Origin of the sequence: Sphingomonas fucosidasi, from assembly GCF_036663855.1 — a bacterium.
Taxonomy (GTDB): Bacteria; Pseudomonadota; Alphaproteobacteria; order Sphingomonadales; family Sphingomonadaceae; genus Sphingomonas; species Sphingomonas faeni_B.
This window is the reverse complement of sequence record NZ_JAXOJR010000007.1, coordinates 242,412-256,683: the sequence shown is the minus strand read 5'-3', so window position 1 is coordinate 256,683 and position 14,272 is coordinate 242,412. Positions and strand designations below refer to the sequence as shown.

Annotated in this window: 15 protein-coding genes; 9 read left to right on the top strand and 6 right to left on the bottom strand. The window is 65.0% G+C overall.

Annotated elements, in window-relative coordinates; genetic code table 11:
* The first annotated feature begins 23 nt into the window (after positions 1–23).
* From U1737_RS14515 to U1737_RS14505, 3 genes are all read left to right on the top strand, one after another.
* On the top strand, positions 24–953 hold the full coding sequence (locus U1737_RS14515) for a metallophosphoesterase family protein (protein ID WP_332797254.1): 930 nt from the start codon (positions 24–26) through the stop codon (positions 951–953).
* A gap of 206 nt (positions 954–1,159) precedes the next feature.
* Positions 1,160–1,393, top strand: a complete 234-nt coding sequence (locus tag U1737_RS14510; RefSeq protein ID WP_248523174.1) for a hypothetical protein — start codon at positions 1,160–1,162, stop codon at positions 1,391–1,393.
* Between the two features lie 156 nt (positions 1,394–1,549).
* A complete protein-coding gene (locus U1737_RS14505) occupies positions 1,550–1,975 on the top strand; it encodes an HIRAN domain-containing protein (RefSeq protein WP_332797253.1) in 426 nt (141 codons plus the stop codon).
* A 148-nt stretch (positions 1,976–2,123) separates the two neighbouring features.
* Here the strand turns inward: U1737_RS14505 and U1737_RS14500 are convergent, their stop codons facing one another.
* Positions 2,124–2,882 carry a competence/damage-inducible protein A gene (locus tag U1737_RS14500; RefSeq protein ID WP_248523170.1) on the bottom strand — a complete coding sequence of 253 codons (759 nt, stop codon included), beginning with the start codon at positions 2,880–2,882 and terminating at the stop codon, positions 2,124–2,126.
* 51 nt (positions 2,883–2,933) lie between these two features.
* Here U1737_RS14500 and map point away from each other — a divergent pair, with 51 nt between their 5' ends.
* The 6 genes from map (at position 2,934) to bfr (ending at position 9,681) form a co-directional block, all read left to right on the top strand.
* Positions 2,934–3,761, top strand: a complete 828-nt coding sequence (gene map / locus U1737_RS14495) for a type I methionyl aminopeptidase (RefSeq protein WP_248523168.1) — start codon at positions 2,934–2,936, stop codon at positions 3,759–3,761.
* 253 nt (positions 3,762–4,014) lie between these two features.
* Positions 4,015–4,290 (top strand): BrnA antitoxin family protein, encoded by a 276-nt coding sequence (locus U1737_RS14490; protein ID WP_248523166.1) that lies wholly within the window; start codon positions 4,015–4,017, stop codon positions 4,288–4,290.
* An 87-nt stretch (positions 4,291–4,377) separates the two neighbouring features.
* Positions 4,378–6,606, top strand: a complete 2,229-nt coding sequence (purL, locus tag U1737_RS14485) for a phosphoribosylformylglycinamidine synthase subunit PurL (protein ID WP_332797252.1) — start codon at positions 4,378–4,380, stop codon at positions 6,604–6,606.
* 954 nt (positions 6,607–7,560) lie between these two features.
* Entirely contained in the window at positions 7,561–8,811 is a 1,251-nt protein-coding gene (locus U1737_RS14480; RefSeq protein ID WP_332797251.1) for a DUF418 domain-containing protein, read from the top strand.
* Positions 8,812–8,892: 81 nt separating this feature from the next.
* On the top strand, positions 8,893–9,063 hold the full coding sequence (locus tag U1737_RS14475) for a (2Fe-2S)-binding protein (RefSeq protein WP_248523161.1): 171 nt from the start codon (positions 8,893–8,895) through the stop codon (positions 9,061–9,063).
* A gap of 102 nt (positions 9,064–9,165) precedes the next feature.
* Complete coding sequence (gene bfr / locus U1737_RS14470) at positions 9,166–9,681, top strand: bacterioferritin (protein ID WP_128454522.1); 516 nt, start codon at positions 9,166–9,168, stop codon at positions 9,679–9,681.
* Positions 9,682–9,816: 135 nt separating this feature from the next.
* Here the strand turns inward: bfr and U1737_RS14465 are convergent, their stop codons facing one another.
* The 5 genes from U1737_RS14465 to U1737_RS14445 form a co-directional block, all read right to left on the bottom strand.
* Positions 9,817–10,254 (bottom strand): Hpt domain-containing protein, encoded by a 438-nt coding sequence (locus U1737_RS14465; protein WP_248523159.1) that lies wholly within the window; start codon positions 10,252–10,254, stop codon positions 9,817–9,819.
* A gap of 82 nt (positions 10,255–10,336) precedes the next feature.
* Positions 10,337–10,546: a sulfurtransferase TusA family protein gene (locus tag U1737_RS14460; protein ID WP_248523157.1), complete on the bottom strand. Its 210-nt coding sequence runs from the start codon at positions 10,544–10,546 to the stop codon at positions 10,337–10,339.
* 15 nt (positions 10,547–10,561) lie between these two features.
* Positions 10,562–11,950: a ribosome biogenesis GTPase Der gene (der, locus tag U1737_RS14455; protein ID WP_332797250.1), complete on the bottom strand. Its 1,389-nt coding sequence runs from the start codon at positions 11,948–11,950 to the stop codon at positions 10,562–10,564.
* Positions 11,951–12,159: 209 nt separating this feature from the next.
* Positions 12,160–13,482, bottom strand: a complete 1,323-nt coding sequence (locus U1737_RS14450; protein WP_332797249.1) for an outer membrane protein assembly factor BamB family protein — start codon at positions 13,480–13,482, stop codon at positions 12,160–12,162.
* Positions 13,479–14,219, bottom strand: coding sequence for a tetratricopeptide repeat protein (locus U1737_RS14445; protein ID WP_187503217.1), 741 nt, complete (start codon positions 14,217–14,219; stop codon positions 13,479–13,481). Before U1737_RS14445 ends, U1737_RS14450 begins: the two co-directional genes overlap by 4 nt.
* Between the last annotated feature and the right edge of the window lie 53 nt (positions 14,220–14,272).

The window sequence follows — 14,272 nt, the reverse complement described above, 5'->3', positions numbered from 1 at the left end:
TAGACCTGTTCGATCGGCACGTCATGCGCTTCGCAGCGCAAGGGCCGGCAGATCGACACGCGTACATTGCGACCCGCCGCTTTACCCCGTATGCGCCGCGTCTCTACGGTATTGCCGTTCGATACCGGCCTCCACACATTGTTGGCACCATGATCTCCAAGCTTTTCAAGTCCCGTACCGCTTCCAAGGCCTCCACGTCTGTCGTGCCGGAAGGGCAGCGGGTCTATGCCGTCGGGGACATTCATGGCTGTGTCGAACTGCTCGATGAACTGATCGCGCTGATCGATGCGGACGATGCCCAACGCGGGCCCGCCGAGACGACGCTGATCTTCCTAGGCGATATCGTCGATCGCGGTCCGGCTTCCGCCGCCGTCATCGATCGGTTGATCGACCTTTCCAAAACCCGCGGCACCGTCCGTTTTCTGCTCGGCAATCACGAGGAGATTTTCCTGGGCGCGCTCGACGGCGAGCCAAAGGCGCTCCGTCTGTTCTGCCGGATCGGCGGGCGGGAGACCATCCTGAGCTATGGGATGGACGCGACCGAATATGAGCGCTTGGACTATGAGGAACTCGTCCATCGCCTGGCGGAACTTGTCCCTCAGGAGCACCGCGCATTCATCAGCGCGTTCGAGGACATGATCGTCATAGGCGACTATGCGTTCGTCCATGCAGGGGTTCGACCGGACGCGCCGCTGGATCGGCAGCGCTCCTCCGATCTTCGATGGATTCGTGATCCATTTCTCGACCATCGCAACAAGCTCGAGAAAACCATCGTCCACGGTCATACGATGACGGACGAGGTCGAGCATCGCAACCATCGCATCGGCGTGGATACCGGTGCGTACGCATCGGGCAAGCTTACCGCGTTGGGATTGGAAGGCGGCGATGTCTGGCACTTGCAGACGAACGGCTCGGACAGGTCGGATCCGGCCCTCGAGCATCCCGCGAGATAGCCGCGATTTTTGGTAAGGGTCTTATCGGTTTTGCCGCGAAACTAGCCTTTCTCAAACGCCTGCCAGCCGCTATGGATAGCAGGAGGCAGATGCGTGTTGCACTGCCGCAACAGTGCGGAACACTTCGGTTTCGTACCGGTTACCTCGGTTGCCTCGCAATTGGTTTCGTGCCAAGTGCGACGTGACGAGCACAAAGGGAGTTCATCATGCGTCTTGGGAAGTACATCCTGACCGCAGCAGCAGCCACGATGGCAGTTGCTCCGGCCATGGCAGCACCGGCAAATCTGTCGGTTGCAAAGTCGGTTCGTTCGGGTTCGGTTTCGGCTGACAAGAACGAGCTGGCCGGCGGCGGCATCATCGTCGCAGTTCTGGCAGCGGCAGCAGTCGTCGCCGGGATCGTCATCGTTGCAGACAACGACGACGATTCGGACAGCAACTAAGTCTAACGACTTCGTTGAAGGAAATAGCGGTCTTCGGGCCGCTATTTTTTTGCCTGCTGCCTGGGGCCTTGCGGGATAGGCTTGGCCGTCCGAATCATTGCGCCTAAGGAACGCGGCAATCCGCCACCGCCTGCATGCAATCGAAAGGTCAGCGGCATGGACGAATTGACGCTCAGCGTGGTCGGCATCGACTTTCCCAACCCCGACCGCAGCAAGAGCAACCGGCGGATGGAACTCCTGCTCTGCGCGCCAGGCGAGCCCGTCGCGCTGCGCCGCGAGCCGAAGAACCCGCATGACGCCAATGCCATCGCCGTATTCAGCACGAGGGGTGTGCAGATGGGCTATGTTTCCGCCGAGCGCGCGCCGCTGATCGGGCGGCGAATGCAGCAGGAGGAGCATGTCGCGGTGTTCCAGGCGCTGCTCGGTAGCATGGGCTATGTCCGCATCCGCTTCGGCGGCGGCGCGCCGACCTTGCCCGATCTGGCGGAGGGCGAACTGGCGGCACGCTCAAGCAGTCGCGTCGCGCCATTCGATCCGGACGCGTTCTATCCCGATCCCGAAGGCCCGGAGTGGGGGGCGTGAAGCGGCGGTTCCTCACCCTCCCCCGCCAGGGGGAGGTGGCTGGCGCTTGCCAGACGGAGGGGGTGGACACGCAACAGAGGTCGGCACCTCCTCCCCTTCCGTCGCTACGCGCCACCTCCCCCTTGGCGGGAGAGGATAATTAAAAAGCCTAGATACCCTGCGCCGTGACGGTTCGCCCGGTGGCTTCGAGATCGCGCGTCAGGTCCGCGAGGCAGCGATCGACCAGCGCTTCGTCCGAACTCCGCACCACGAAGTTCGCACCCGTCTTGCCGTCGCGGAAGAACGGATAGCTTCCGATCGCCACGCCTTCGTGAGTCTTCTCGGCATCGCGCAACAGGTCGGCGACCTCGCTCTCCGCGACCCAGCAGCCGATCGTCTTCGACACCACCGGGCGCCCGCCCTCGAGCGTGCCCGTCAGCGCGTCGAGCATCCCCGCCGTAATGTGCGGCACGCCCGCCATGATGAAGACGTTACCGATCCGGATCCCCGGCGCGCCCGACACCTTGTTGTCGATCAGGTCTGCCCCGACCGGCACCCGCGCCATCCGCGCCCGCGCTTCGGTCAGCCCGCCGCGCGTCGCGTAATACGCCTCCAGCACCGCCATCGCACGCGGATGATGCTCGACCGCGACGCCCAGCGCCTCGGCGATCGCATCGACCGTGATGTCGTCGTGAGTCGGCCCGATCCCGCCGGTCGTGAACAGATAGTCGTTGCGTTGGCGCAGGATGTTGACCGCCTCGACGATCGCCTCGGTCTTGTCGGCGACCACGCGCACTTCGGCGAGGCGGATGCCCTGCACGTTGAGCCAGGCCGCGATCTGCGCGACGTTCTTGTCTTGCGTGCGGCCCGACAGGATCTCGTCGCCGATGATCGTCAGCGCGGCCGTCCAGATGCGTTCCTCTACCATGCCCCTCGCATAGCCTCGCAAAACCGCCGCCGCCACGCTATATCGCGCGACATGACCGAATATGTAACCGTCACCTCGGACCAGCCCGACGCGCGCACCGGCGCCATCAAGCTCCACGGCCCCGCCGCCTTCGAAGGCATGATGAAGGCGGGTCGCCTCGCGGCCGAGACGCTCGATATGATCGTGCCGCACATGGTGCCGGGCGTGACCACCGCCGAGATCGACCGGCTGATCTACGACTTCATTATTGCAGGCGGCGGCGTGCCCGCGACGCTCGGCTATCGCGGTTACACGCACAGCGTCTGCATCTCGATCAACCATGTCGTCTGCCACGGCATCCCGAGCGAGAAGACGCTGAAATCGGGTGATATCGTCAACGTCGACGTCACGCCCCTGCTCGACGGCTGGCACGGCGACACGAGTCGGATGTACCTGATCGGCGACGTGCCTATCAAGGCGCGCCGCCTCGTCGAAGTCACCTACGAATGCCTGATGATCGGCATCGAGCACGCCAAGCCTGGCAACCGCATGGGCGACGTCGCCAACGCGATCCAGCGCCACGCCGAGAAGCACCGCTACGGCGTGGTCCGCGATTTCTGCGGCCACGGCGTCGGCCGGCTGTTCCACGACGCCCCCGAAGTCGTCCATGTCGGCAAGCCCGGCACCGGCCCCGAGCTGCGGCCGGGCATGATCTTCACGATCGAGCCGATGATCAACATTGGTCGCCCCGATGTGAAGCTGCTCGACGACGGCTGGACGGCGGTCACGCGAGACCGCTCACTGTCTGCGCAGTTCGAGCATTCGATCGGGATTACGGAGACGGGCTGCGACATCTTCACGCTGAGCCCGAAGGGGTACACGCAGCCGCCTTACGGTTGATACGGCGATCGGGAGGGCGTCGCAAACCGCGGTTCTGGCCTATGGTCGCTCATTCACCGCGCCACTCTCACCCCAACCGTCATCCTGACGAAAGTCAGGATCCAGAGCCACAAGGCTCCGCACTCGGTTACCCTGGATCCTGACTTTCGTCAGGATGACGGGATTTTGAGAAGGCCAACGCTGTCCATCGCAACGGACGACGCTTTCGTTTAAACCAATCTGCGCCACGCCCATGCGAAGGAGTTGCGCCGTCATGGCTGGTGATACCCGCAAGGTCGCGTTCGAACACGACAATCCCGAATTGACCGAAGCCGATTTCGCGCGGTCGCGGCCGATCGCAGACTTCCCGGAATTGGCAGCGGCCTTTCCGAACGGCAGCAAGCCGCGCGGTAGGCCGAAGGGCTCCGTCACCTCTGGCAAGTCGCTCGTCTCCCTACGGCTAGACAACGACGTGCTCGAAAGGTTTCGCGCGAGCGGGCCCGGCTGGCAGTCGCGGATCAACGAAACGTTGCGCGCCGCCAAGCCATAACCATAAGCGGCGCAATTACGGTCCCAAACCACATTGTCGTGGTTCGCACAGGTGACGGATGCGTCCCACCCCGCTAAAGCCCGCCCCATGACCGAGATCACACCGCAGATCGTCGCCGACCACGGCCTGTCCCCCGAAGAATATGAGCGCGTCCTTCGCGCGATCGGCCGCGAGCCGAACATGGTCGAGCTCGGCATCTTCTCGGTCATGTGGTCCGAGCATTGCAGCTATAAATCCAGCAAGATCCACCTGATGAAGCTGCCCACCAAGGGTCCGCGCGTCATCTGCGGTCCGGGCGAGAATGCGGGCGTCGTCGATATCGGCGACAACCAGGCGGCGATCTTCAAGATGGAGAGCCACAACCACCCGTCGTACATCGAGCCGTACCAGGGTGCGGCGACCGGCGTCGGCGGCATCCTGCGCGACGTCTTCACGATGGGCGCGCGGCCGATCGCCAACCTCAACGCGCTGCGCTTCGGCCGGCCCGACCACCCCAAGATGCGCCACCTGATCTCGGGCGTCGTCCACGGCATCGGCGGCTACGGCAATTGCGTCGGCGTGCCGACCGTCGGCGGCGAAGTGAACTTCCACGCGGCCTATGACGGCAACATCCTGGTCAACGCGATGACCGTCGGCATCGCCGACCAGGACAAGATCTTCTATTCGGCCGCCAGCGGCATCGGCAATCCGATCGTCTATGTCGGCAGCAAGACCGGCCGCGACGGCATCCACGGCGCGACGATGGCGAGCGCGGACTTTGGCGAGGATTCGGACGCCAAGCGTCCAACCGTCCAGGTCGGCGATCCCTTCACGGAGAAGCTGCTGATCGAGGCCTGCCTCGAACTGATGGCGACCGACGTGATCGTCGCGATCCAGGACATGGGTGCCGCCGGCCTCACCTCGTCCGCGGTCGAGATGGCGTCGAAGGGTGGCGTCGGCATCGAGCTGACGATGGACGACGTGCCGCAGCGCGAGACCGGCATGACGCCGTACGAGATGATGCTCTCCGAATCGCAGGAGCGCATGCTCATGGTCCTGAAACCCGGCCGCGAAGCCGAGGCCGAGGCGATTTTCAAGAAATGGGAGCTAGATTTCGCGGTGATCGGCCGCGTCACCGACACCGGCCGGATGGTGCTGACGTTCAAGGGTGAGACCGTCTGCGACATCCCGCTCGGGCCTTTGGCTGACGAAGCACCACTGTACGATCGCCCGCATGTGCCGACTCCGAAGCCCGCGCCGCTCGAAAACGCGCCGCACAGCAATGACATTGCCGCCGACCTGCTCACGCTGATGGGCTCGCCGGACATCGCCTCGCGCCGCTGGATCTGGGAGCAGTACGACCACATGGTCGGCGCCGACACCGTGCAGCGCCCCGGTGGCGACGCCGCGGTCGTCCGCGTCCACGGCACGCAGAAGGCGCTGGCGATGACCACCGACTGTACGCCGCGCTATTGCTTTGCCGATCCCGTCGAGGGCGGCAAGCAGGCGGTCGCCGAAGCGTGGCGCAACCTGACCGCGGTCGGCGCGCTGCCGCTCGCGGTGACCAACTGCCTCAACTTCGCCAACCCGCAGCGTCCCGAGATCATGGGCCAGATCGTCGGCTGCCTCGAAGGCATGAGCGACGCCTGCATCGCGCTCGATTTCCCGATCGTGTCGGGCAACGTGTCGCTCTACAATGAATCGAAGGCAACGGGCGGCGGGTCCGCGATTTTGCCGACGCCGGCGATCGGCGCGATCGGCCTGCTCGCGGACTGGCAGAAGAATGCGACGATCGCGTTCAAGGGCTCGGGCGACATCATCCTCGCGGTCGGCACGCGCGGCGGCCATCTCGGCCAGTCCTTGTGGCTGCGCGAATGCCACGGCCGTGAGCAGCTCGACGCCGGCCCGCCGCCGCCGGTCGATCTCGCCGCCGAGCGTCGCGTCGGCGACCTGATCCGCGAGGCGATCGCGCTGGGCCAGCTGACCGCGGTTCACGACGTTTCCGACGGCGGCATTGCGGTGACGCTCGCCGAGATGGCGCTGGCCGGCGGGATCGGCGCGATGATCGACCGCAAGCAGCCGTTCGACTGCGCGCGCGCGTTCTTCGCCGAGGACCAGGGCGTCTACATCGTCACCGTCGAAGACCATGCGCTGCTCGACTTCCTCGGCGCGGCGCATGCTGCCGAGGTCGAGGCCGAGCCCTTGGGCCGCACTGGCGGCAAGCGCCTGATCTTCGAACGCCCCGATCGCGACGACGTGATCGCGCTGGATACGCTGCGGACTGCGCACGAGGGGTTCTTCCCGAAACTGATGGGGGTCGACGCGGCGTTGGCTTGATGCATGGCTGCGCTGGTTAATTGAGAGAGCGCCCCACCCCACCGCAAAGCTACCACCCCGGCGAAGGCTGGGGCCCAATTGGGGAAGGCAGCGGTAACGAAGCGCCGCCCCCCCCCAGCCATCACCGTCCCCCAATTGGGCCCCGGCCTCCGCCGGGGTGGTTGGTTTCGGGCTAAGGAAAGTAACCGAGAGCCATAGCATGTGTCCCCGCGAAGGCGGGGACCCAGTCTGGGCTCCCGCCTTCGCGGGAGAACAAGAAGGCGAGCGATGTCGTCCGTTCGAACACCGACGCGCTGTCGATGACGCGCTGAACCTCGGTAAGTATTGTTGCCGCCGGTCCGTTCGCTGTCCGCGTTACCCTATGCCGTTGCGATCGCGTTCACTCGACATCCGTCGCTCGTCACCAAATTCAAGTCGCTCACCACCGAGCTCCGTCACCCATTCCCCCCCCCGTCATCCCAGCGAAAGCTGGGATCTCCCTATTCGGGTCGCAGCACGCGCCAACGGGGATCCCCCAGCTTTCCCTGGGGTGACGGTTGGTGCGGGCCAGAGCTGGGTCAGAGTGCCGAATACGAATACGAGTACGAGTACGAGTTGGCCGGCGACGAACATTTGCCGCTGTGCAGGTGTCGCCAGGAGTTATTCTGTCACGGCAGCCCTGGTACAGTGGCGCGTCGCGTCGGCCCGTCGCTCGGGCTGTCCTACGTCACCCCAATGTGCCAGCGTTGGACTGATGATCGAAGCAGTCCTCCCCTCCCGCACGAACCTCGCGCGTCTGCGAATCCCATGCACCCGCAAAGCGTCAAAAGAGGGTGACACTTCCCGCTTGATCCGCCGCGCCCCCGCCACATCAAAGCGCCACCACGCCGCATCCCAGCCGCCAACTCGCCCCTGCGAAACACCCCCAGAAATGCTGTGCGAGCATCTGCACCTCCGATACTTCACTTTTCCCGCATGACCCCCGCCCCCGCCAGAATCGCAACGCTCGACCTCATCCGCGGCGTCGCCGTCATGGGCATCCTCGCCGCCAACATCGCCGCGTTCGGCTTCCCCGAATTCGCCTACATGACCCCGGCCTCGATGGGCTGGCCGAGCACGCCGGACCTGATCGCCTGGACCACGACCTTCATCGTCATCGACGGCAAGATGCGCGGGCTGTTCTCGTTCCTGTTCGGCGCGTCGATGCTGCTGGTGATCGACCGCGCGGAGGCGAATAGCGAGGATCCGGCGACCGTCCACCTGCGCCGAATGGCATGGCTGTTCGTGTTCGGCCTCGCGCACCTGTACCTGCTGTGGTGGGGCGACATCCTGGCGCATTATGCCTTGGTCGGCGCGATCGCGTACATGTTCGCACGGCTGCCTGTCCGTTGGCTGGTCGCCGTCGGGCTGGCCTGCATCGCCCTCCAGACGGTCGAACTCGCGACGCTCAGCGCGTACACATTCGACCTGCAGGCCTCCGCGCACAGGCCCGGTGCGACTGCGCGCGCGATAGCGAACTGGCAGTCGCTGGCGGATCAGTTCGGGCAACCCTCCCGTACCTCCATCGCGCGAGAGCTTGCCATAGGGAGCGGCGGATGGCGTGATCTGGTCGCGTGGCGTTGGACGCACGCGGTCGGGCCGATCACATCCCTGACCGCCACCGGCCCGGAGACGCTCGGGTTCATGCTGTTCGGCATGGCGGGCCTGCGATCGGGCTTCCTGACCGGCGAATGGCCCCGGCGGCATTATGCCGTGATCGCGGTCGCCGGAGTCGGAAGCGGCTGGCTCGCCTATGCGGGCATAGCGACGTTCGACATCGCCCACGGATTCGACGCGCGGTATGTCGCACTGTCTTGGCTGGCCCTGGCCACGCCGTTCCGCCCCCTCACGATCATGGGCTATGCCGCGGCGATCATCCTGCTCGCTCGCCCCGGCGGCTGGCTGACGACCCGCGTGTCGGCAGCAGGCAGGATGGCGTTCTCCAACTATCTCGGGACGACCGTGATCTGCACGACGCTGTTCTACGGCTACGGGTTCGGACTGTACGGCGCATTGTCGCGTGCGCAGCTCTATCTGGTGGTCGTGCCGATCTGGCTCCTGATGCTCCTCTGGTCGAAGCCGTGGCTAGATCGCCTACGCTACGGTCCGCTCGAATGGGTCTGGCGCAGCCTGTCCCGGTTCGAATGGCAACCGATGCGCGGTTCCGCGTTTACGACTAGCCGATAACGCTATTTGCGAATAAGACGCAAAAGATCTTGCGAGTGGTTCGCATTATCCGTATCCCCGGCTCACAGCTAGGGAGTTCCCATGGTCGTCTGCGTTTGCAATGCCATACGAGAATCCGACGTTCGCAACTGCGCACGCGGCGGTTGCACCACACCCTGTCAGGCGTTCCGTTCGATGGGCCGCCAGCCGAAATGCGGTCAGTGCACATCGGTAGCGCGAGCGATTATCAATGAGGAACGCGCTGCTGCATAAGCGTCGCAACAGCTAAGAAACCGCAGAAATCCGCCATTTTTCGGGTTGCGGTTGCGATATTGCCGGCGCTACATGTTCGTCAGAGGTGACGGAGATATGGCCATGCGCGGCGACCCCCAAGTAATCGAATTTCTGAACGAGGCGCTCAAGAACGAGCTGACCGCGGTCAATCAATATTGGCTCCATTACCGGATGCTCGAGCATTGGGGCGTCTACAAGCTCGCCCAGTATGAGCGGATGGAATCGATCGACGAGATGAAGCACGCCGACTGGCTGTCGGAGCGCATCCTGTTCCTCGATGGCCTGCCGAACTTCCAGCTGCTCGGCCGCCTCCGCATCGGCGAGACCGTCGAAGAGGTCCTGAAGTCGGATCTGGCGCTCGAAGTCGAGGCGACCGTCCAGCTCAAGGGTGCGATCTCGTACTGCGAGGAGGTCAAGGATTATATCAGCCGCGACCTGTTCGCGCGTATCCTCGCCAGCGAGGAAGAGCATGTCGACACGATCGAGCGTCAGTTCGAGATGATCGCGCGGATGGGGATCCACAACTACATCCAGCTCAACTCGATCTCCGAGCATGATTCGCCCAAGGCCGGCGCTGCGCCGTATCTCAAGGGGTGAGTCTTCCCCGTCATCCTGACGAAAGTCAGGATCCAGAGCCACGTGAGACGACATTTGTGGCTCTGGATCCCAGCTTTCGCTGGGATGACGGACGGGATCAATAGTAGGCGCCGAGCAGTAGCACTCGGCGGCGTGTTACTCTTCGCCGAACCCGGTCGGGACGGAGCGACGCCCGAAGCCGCCGGCGGCGGGCTTGCGGGCCACGATCGGATTGGCTTCGCGCTCCAGCAACGTCAGCGTCTCGACGAACAGCGGTCGCAACTGGACGATGTGCTCGAGCGCTTCTTCGGGTGTATCCTGCATCTCCAAGCAGTTGCGCGCGATCACTTCGATCGCCTCGGCAAGGTCTGCCAGCGGTTCCGCCCCGAACTGCCGCGCTTCGCCCTTCAGCGTATGCGCCGGGATCACCATCGCCGCCGCATTGAGCGACCGCATCGCCGCCTCGATCGCGGCGACCGACTTCACGCCGTCCTCGCGGAAATAGCCCAGGATACGGACGAATCCCGCACCCAGCTCACTGCGCGCCTGCGAATATGCCGGCCAGTTGATCAAGGTGCTTCCTTCGAACGACAAGTCGCCTTCTCCTGTTGAGCAATAGCGCCATGAAGATTTGAACAGCATCTTACCCGTTTCAGGTAAACACACTGTTGTCATACTACCGACAAGTTACGACAAAGGTCCGGTAAAATTCATCCAAAATGATCTCTAGCGTCGCGTCGGCTGCCTCGGCGACCGCGGCGATTTCAGTCGGCGCCTGCGGATCGTCCGCTAAAACCTCGACCCGCCGCGCGCCGTCACGCAGCGCGCGGGCGAGCCGCACCGCCGGCCAAGGGCAACGCATACCCCGGGCGTCGATGCGAACCATCCCGGACGCCGCCGCTTAATTGCCGCCGCCGCCCCTGCCATTGTCGTCGTACGGGTTCTTCGGCGCGCGGAACATCAGCCGGACCGGTACCGCGCCGAACCCGAGGTCCTTGCGCATCGAATTGACCAGATAGCGTTCGTAGCTCGCTGGCAGCTGATCGACGCGCGTGCCGAAGATGACGAAGCTGGGCGGGCGAGTCTTGACCTGCGTGACGTAGCGCATCTTGATCCGCTTGCCGCCTGGGGCCGGCGGCGGTGTCGCCTCGATCGCGCGCTCGAACCAGCGGTTGAGCTCGCCGGTGCCGACCCGCTTAGACCAGGCGTCGCGGGTGTCGAAACAGGCCTGGAGCAACTGGTCGATGCCCTTGCCGGTCGCGCCGGACACGGTCATCACGGTGACGCCCTTGACCTGGCTCAGGCCGTCTTCGAGCGCGCGCTTGACGCCGTTGAACAGCGACGAGGCGCTCTCGGCGATATCCCATTTGTTGAGCGCGATGACGAGCGCGCGGCCCTCCTGCAGCACCTTGTCGGCGATCCGGAGATCCTGCGCCTCGAGGCCCAGCGTGGCGTCGAGCAGCAGCACGACGACCTCGGCGAAGTCGACTGCGTGGAGCGCGTCCTCGACCGACATCTTCTCGAGCTTGTCCTGCACCTTGGCGCGCTTGCGCATACCGGCGGTGTCGATCAGGCGGACTTTGCGCGCTTCGCCACCGGTCGGATGCCAGTCATAGTCGACGCTGATCGAATCGCGGGTGATGCCGGCTTCGGGGCCGGTGATCATGCGGTCTTCGCCGAGAATGCGGTTGACGAGCGTCGACTTGCCCGCGTTCGGACGGCCGACGATCGCGAGCTTCAACGGGCCCTCATATTCGTTGTCGGGCTGTTCCTCGGGGGGCTCTTCCTTGCCTTCGAGCAGCGGGAGCAGGCCTTCGAACAGGTCGCCCATGCCTTCGCCGTGCTCGGCCGAGAGCTGGACCGGGTCGCCGAAGCCGAGCGCGAGCGATTCGAGGATGCCGTCTTCGCCCGCGCGACCCTCGGCCTTGTTGGCGACGAGGAGGACGGGGACGTCGGCGGTGCGGAGCCAGCGGGCGATCTCCTCGTCGAGCGGCACGATGCCGGCGCGTGCGTCGAACAGGAACAGCGCGACGTCGGCCTGCGCGACGGCCGCCTCGGTCTGCTGTCGCATCCGGCCGGGCAGCGTCTGCGCGTCGTGGTCTTCGTAACCAGCGGTGTCGATGATGCGGAATTCGAGACCGATCAGCGACGCGTCGCCTTCGCGGCGATCACGCGTAACGCCGGGCCGGTCGTCGACCAGCGCGAGCTTCTTGCCGACGAGGCGGTTGAACAGAGTCGACTTGCCGACATTTGGGCGGCCGACGATCGCGACCACAGGGAGTTTGGACATGGCAGGCCCTTAGCGCGGGAACGCGCTGGCGTCACCTACGCTGGATCGACATTAGAATCCTACGATCCTCCCCCGCAAGGGGGAGGTGTCGCCGAAGGTGACGGAGGGGGAGGTTACGGAACACCGGTTACCCCTTTCCTCCCCCTTCGTCTGGCAAGGGCCAGCCACCTCCCCCTAGCGGGGGAGGATTTCGTGCACCCTCGTTCAGATCACCTGTAGGCGGTGACTTTGCCCTTCTGGTCGAGCGTGTAGAGCGTCGAGTTCGCCACGATCGGCGGCAGCGAGAACGGCGTCTTCGTCTCGATCGTCGAACTTACCGTGCCATCGGTAGGCGAGACGAAATTGATCTCGCCGCGCGAGTTGGTGAGGACCAGGCGGTTGCCGGCCAGGATCGGACCGAACCAGGTGATCGCATTGCTGCGCTTCTTCTCGTTCTGGAAGCGCGGAAGCTGGGCGATCCAGCGGGCCTTGCCGTTCGAGCGCGACAGGCAGACGAGGCGGGCGTCGTCGGTGACCACGAACAGCCATTCGCCCGCGATCCACGGCGTCGAGATACCCGCGAAGTTCTGCTCCCACAGGCGCTGACCGGTCGACAGCTCGAGCGCGACCATGCGCCCCCCCTGCCCGACCGCATAGACGCGGCCGCCGTCGATCACTGGTGCGGCATCGATGTCCGACAGGCTCGACACCGAGGTGGTAACCGAGGTGCGCGACAGCGCGTCCTGCCACAGGATACGGCCATTCTCGTAGCGATAGGCGCTGAGTTCGCCGCTCGAGAAGCCGGCGACCACGGTGCCCTGGCTGACCGCGGGGGCCGCGACGCCGAACACGCCCTGCGTTTCGAGCGTGCCCGACTGGACCCACTGGACCTTGCCGTCGGCCTGGTTGAGCGAGAACACCTGGTTGTCCTGCGTCAGGACGTACACCGCGCCGTTCGCTACGGTCGGCGATCCACGCAGCGGTGCACCGGGCTTGGCCCGCCACAGGATCGCGCCGTCGGCCGCATTCATCGCGACGACGTCACCGACGCCATCGGTGGCATAGAGCTTGCCGTCGTCATAGCTGACCCCGCCGCCGAAGCGGGCCGCGCGGTTGAGCTTGCCTTCGGTGACCCCTGCGCTCCACAGCGCAGCACCGGTATCGGCGGCAAACGCGTGCACCGTCGCGGTGACATCGGTCACGAACAGCTTGTTGTCGGCAACGACCGGTGCCGCGCCGAGGCGCTGGCGGTTCGAGCCGCCGTCGATCGAGGCCTGCCACGCCCGCTGGGGCTGATCGCCGAGCGCGAGCTGGCCCAGCGACTTCGCCGGGTTGCCGCCGGGCTGAGTCCAGGCGTCGTTGACGGCGGGCGCGGGCAGCAGGACCTGGACGTCGGCGATCGTCTTGTCGGTCTCGACCTCGTTCTCGGAGACCAGAATGGAGACGCGGTCGCCGACAGTCGGCGTCTTCTTCACGCCACCCTTGAAGATTCCGCAACCGCTGAGCGCCACGAGCGCGGCGACGGCGACCGTCACCCGATATGTCTTCATCATTGCGCCTTGGTATCCTCGTTTGATGCAGCCGGAGTGATCACCCTGGCAGTAGCGCCCGTGCTGGCAACAGCGTCCACACCCAGTACGCCGGCCATCTGAACCGCGCGTTGACGGATCGTCTCCGGCACGCCGGTATCGCGCGCGATCTGGCCGAACAACGTCCCCGCCTGCTGGCGCTGGTTCATGCGGAGATAGGAGATCGCGACCATCTCGCCCGCGCTGCCGAGCCACGGCCCACCGGGGACAGCGAGCGGACGAAGTCGCTCGACGATGACCTGCGGCTTCAGCGTGTCGAACTCGGCCGAGGTCTGGCGAACGAGTGCGAGATCGCGGAACGGCTTGGCCAGCGACGTGTCCGCGGCGATCGCACCGAGCTTGGCGGCGGCGCCCTTCAGGTCGTCCTTCTGGAGCAGGACGTCGGCCTGCGTGAACAGCGCGAGAGCGCGGTAGCCGTCGCGGTTCGACTTGGCGAGTTCGGCAAGCGGCTTGGCCGCAGCTGCGGCGTTGTTGGCGCCGAGCGAGTCGTAGGCGGCCTGAAGCTGCTCACCCTCGACGCCGGCAGCCTCGCCATTGTGATGCTGCCAGTAAAGGAAGCCGGCCAGTGCGGCGAGCGCGGCGACGACGCCGATCGCGACCCAGATACCCCAGTTCGTCCAGAACCCGGCGAGTTTGTCGCGACGGAGTTCTTCGTCGACCTCGCGCAGGAATGCTTCATCGGTTTTCGGCGGGAGGGCCAAGGACAACTCCGGAATGTTGGGGGGATGGACGGCGCGGACCTTAGCCGCGCCGG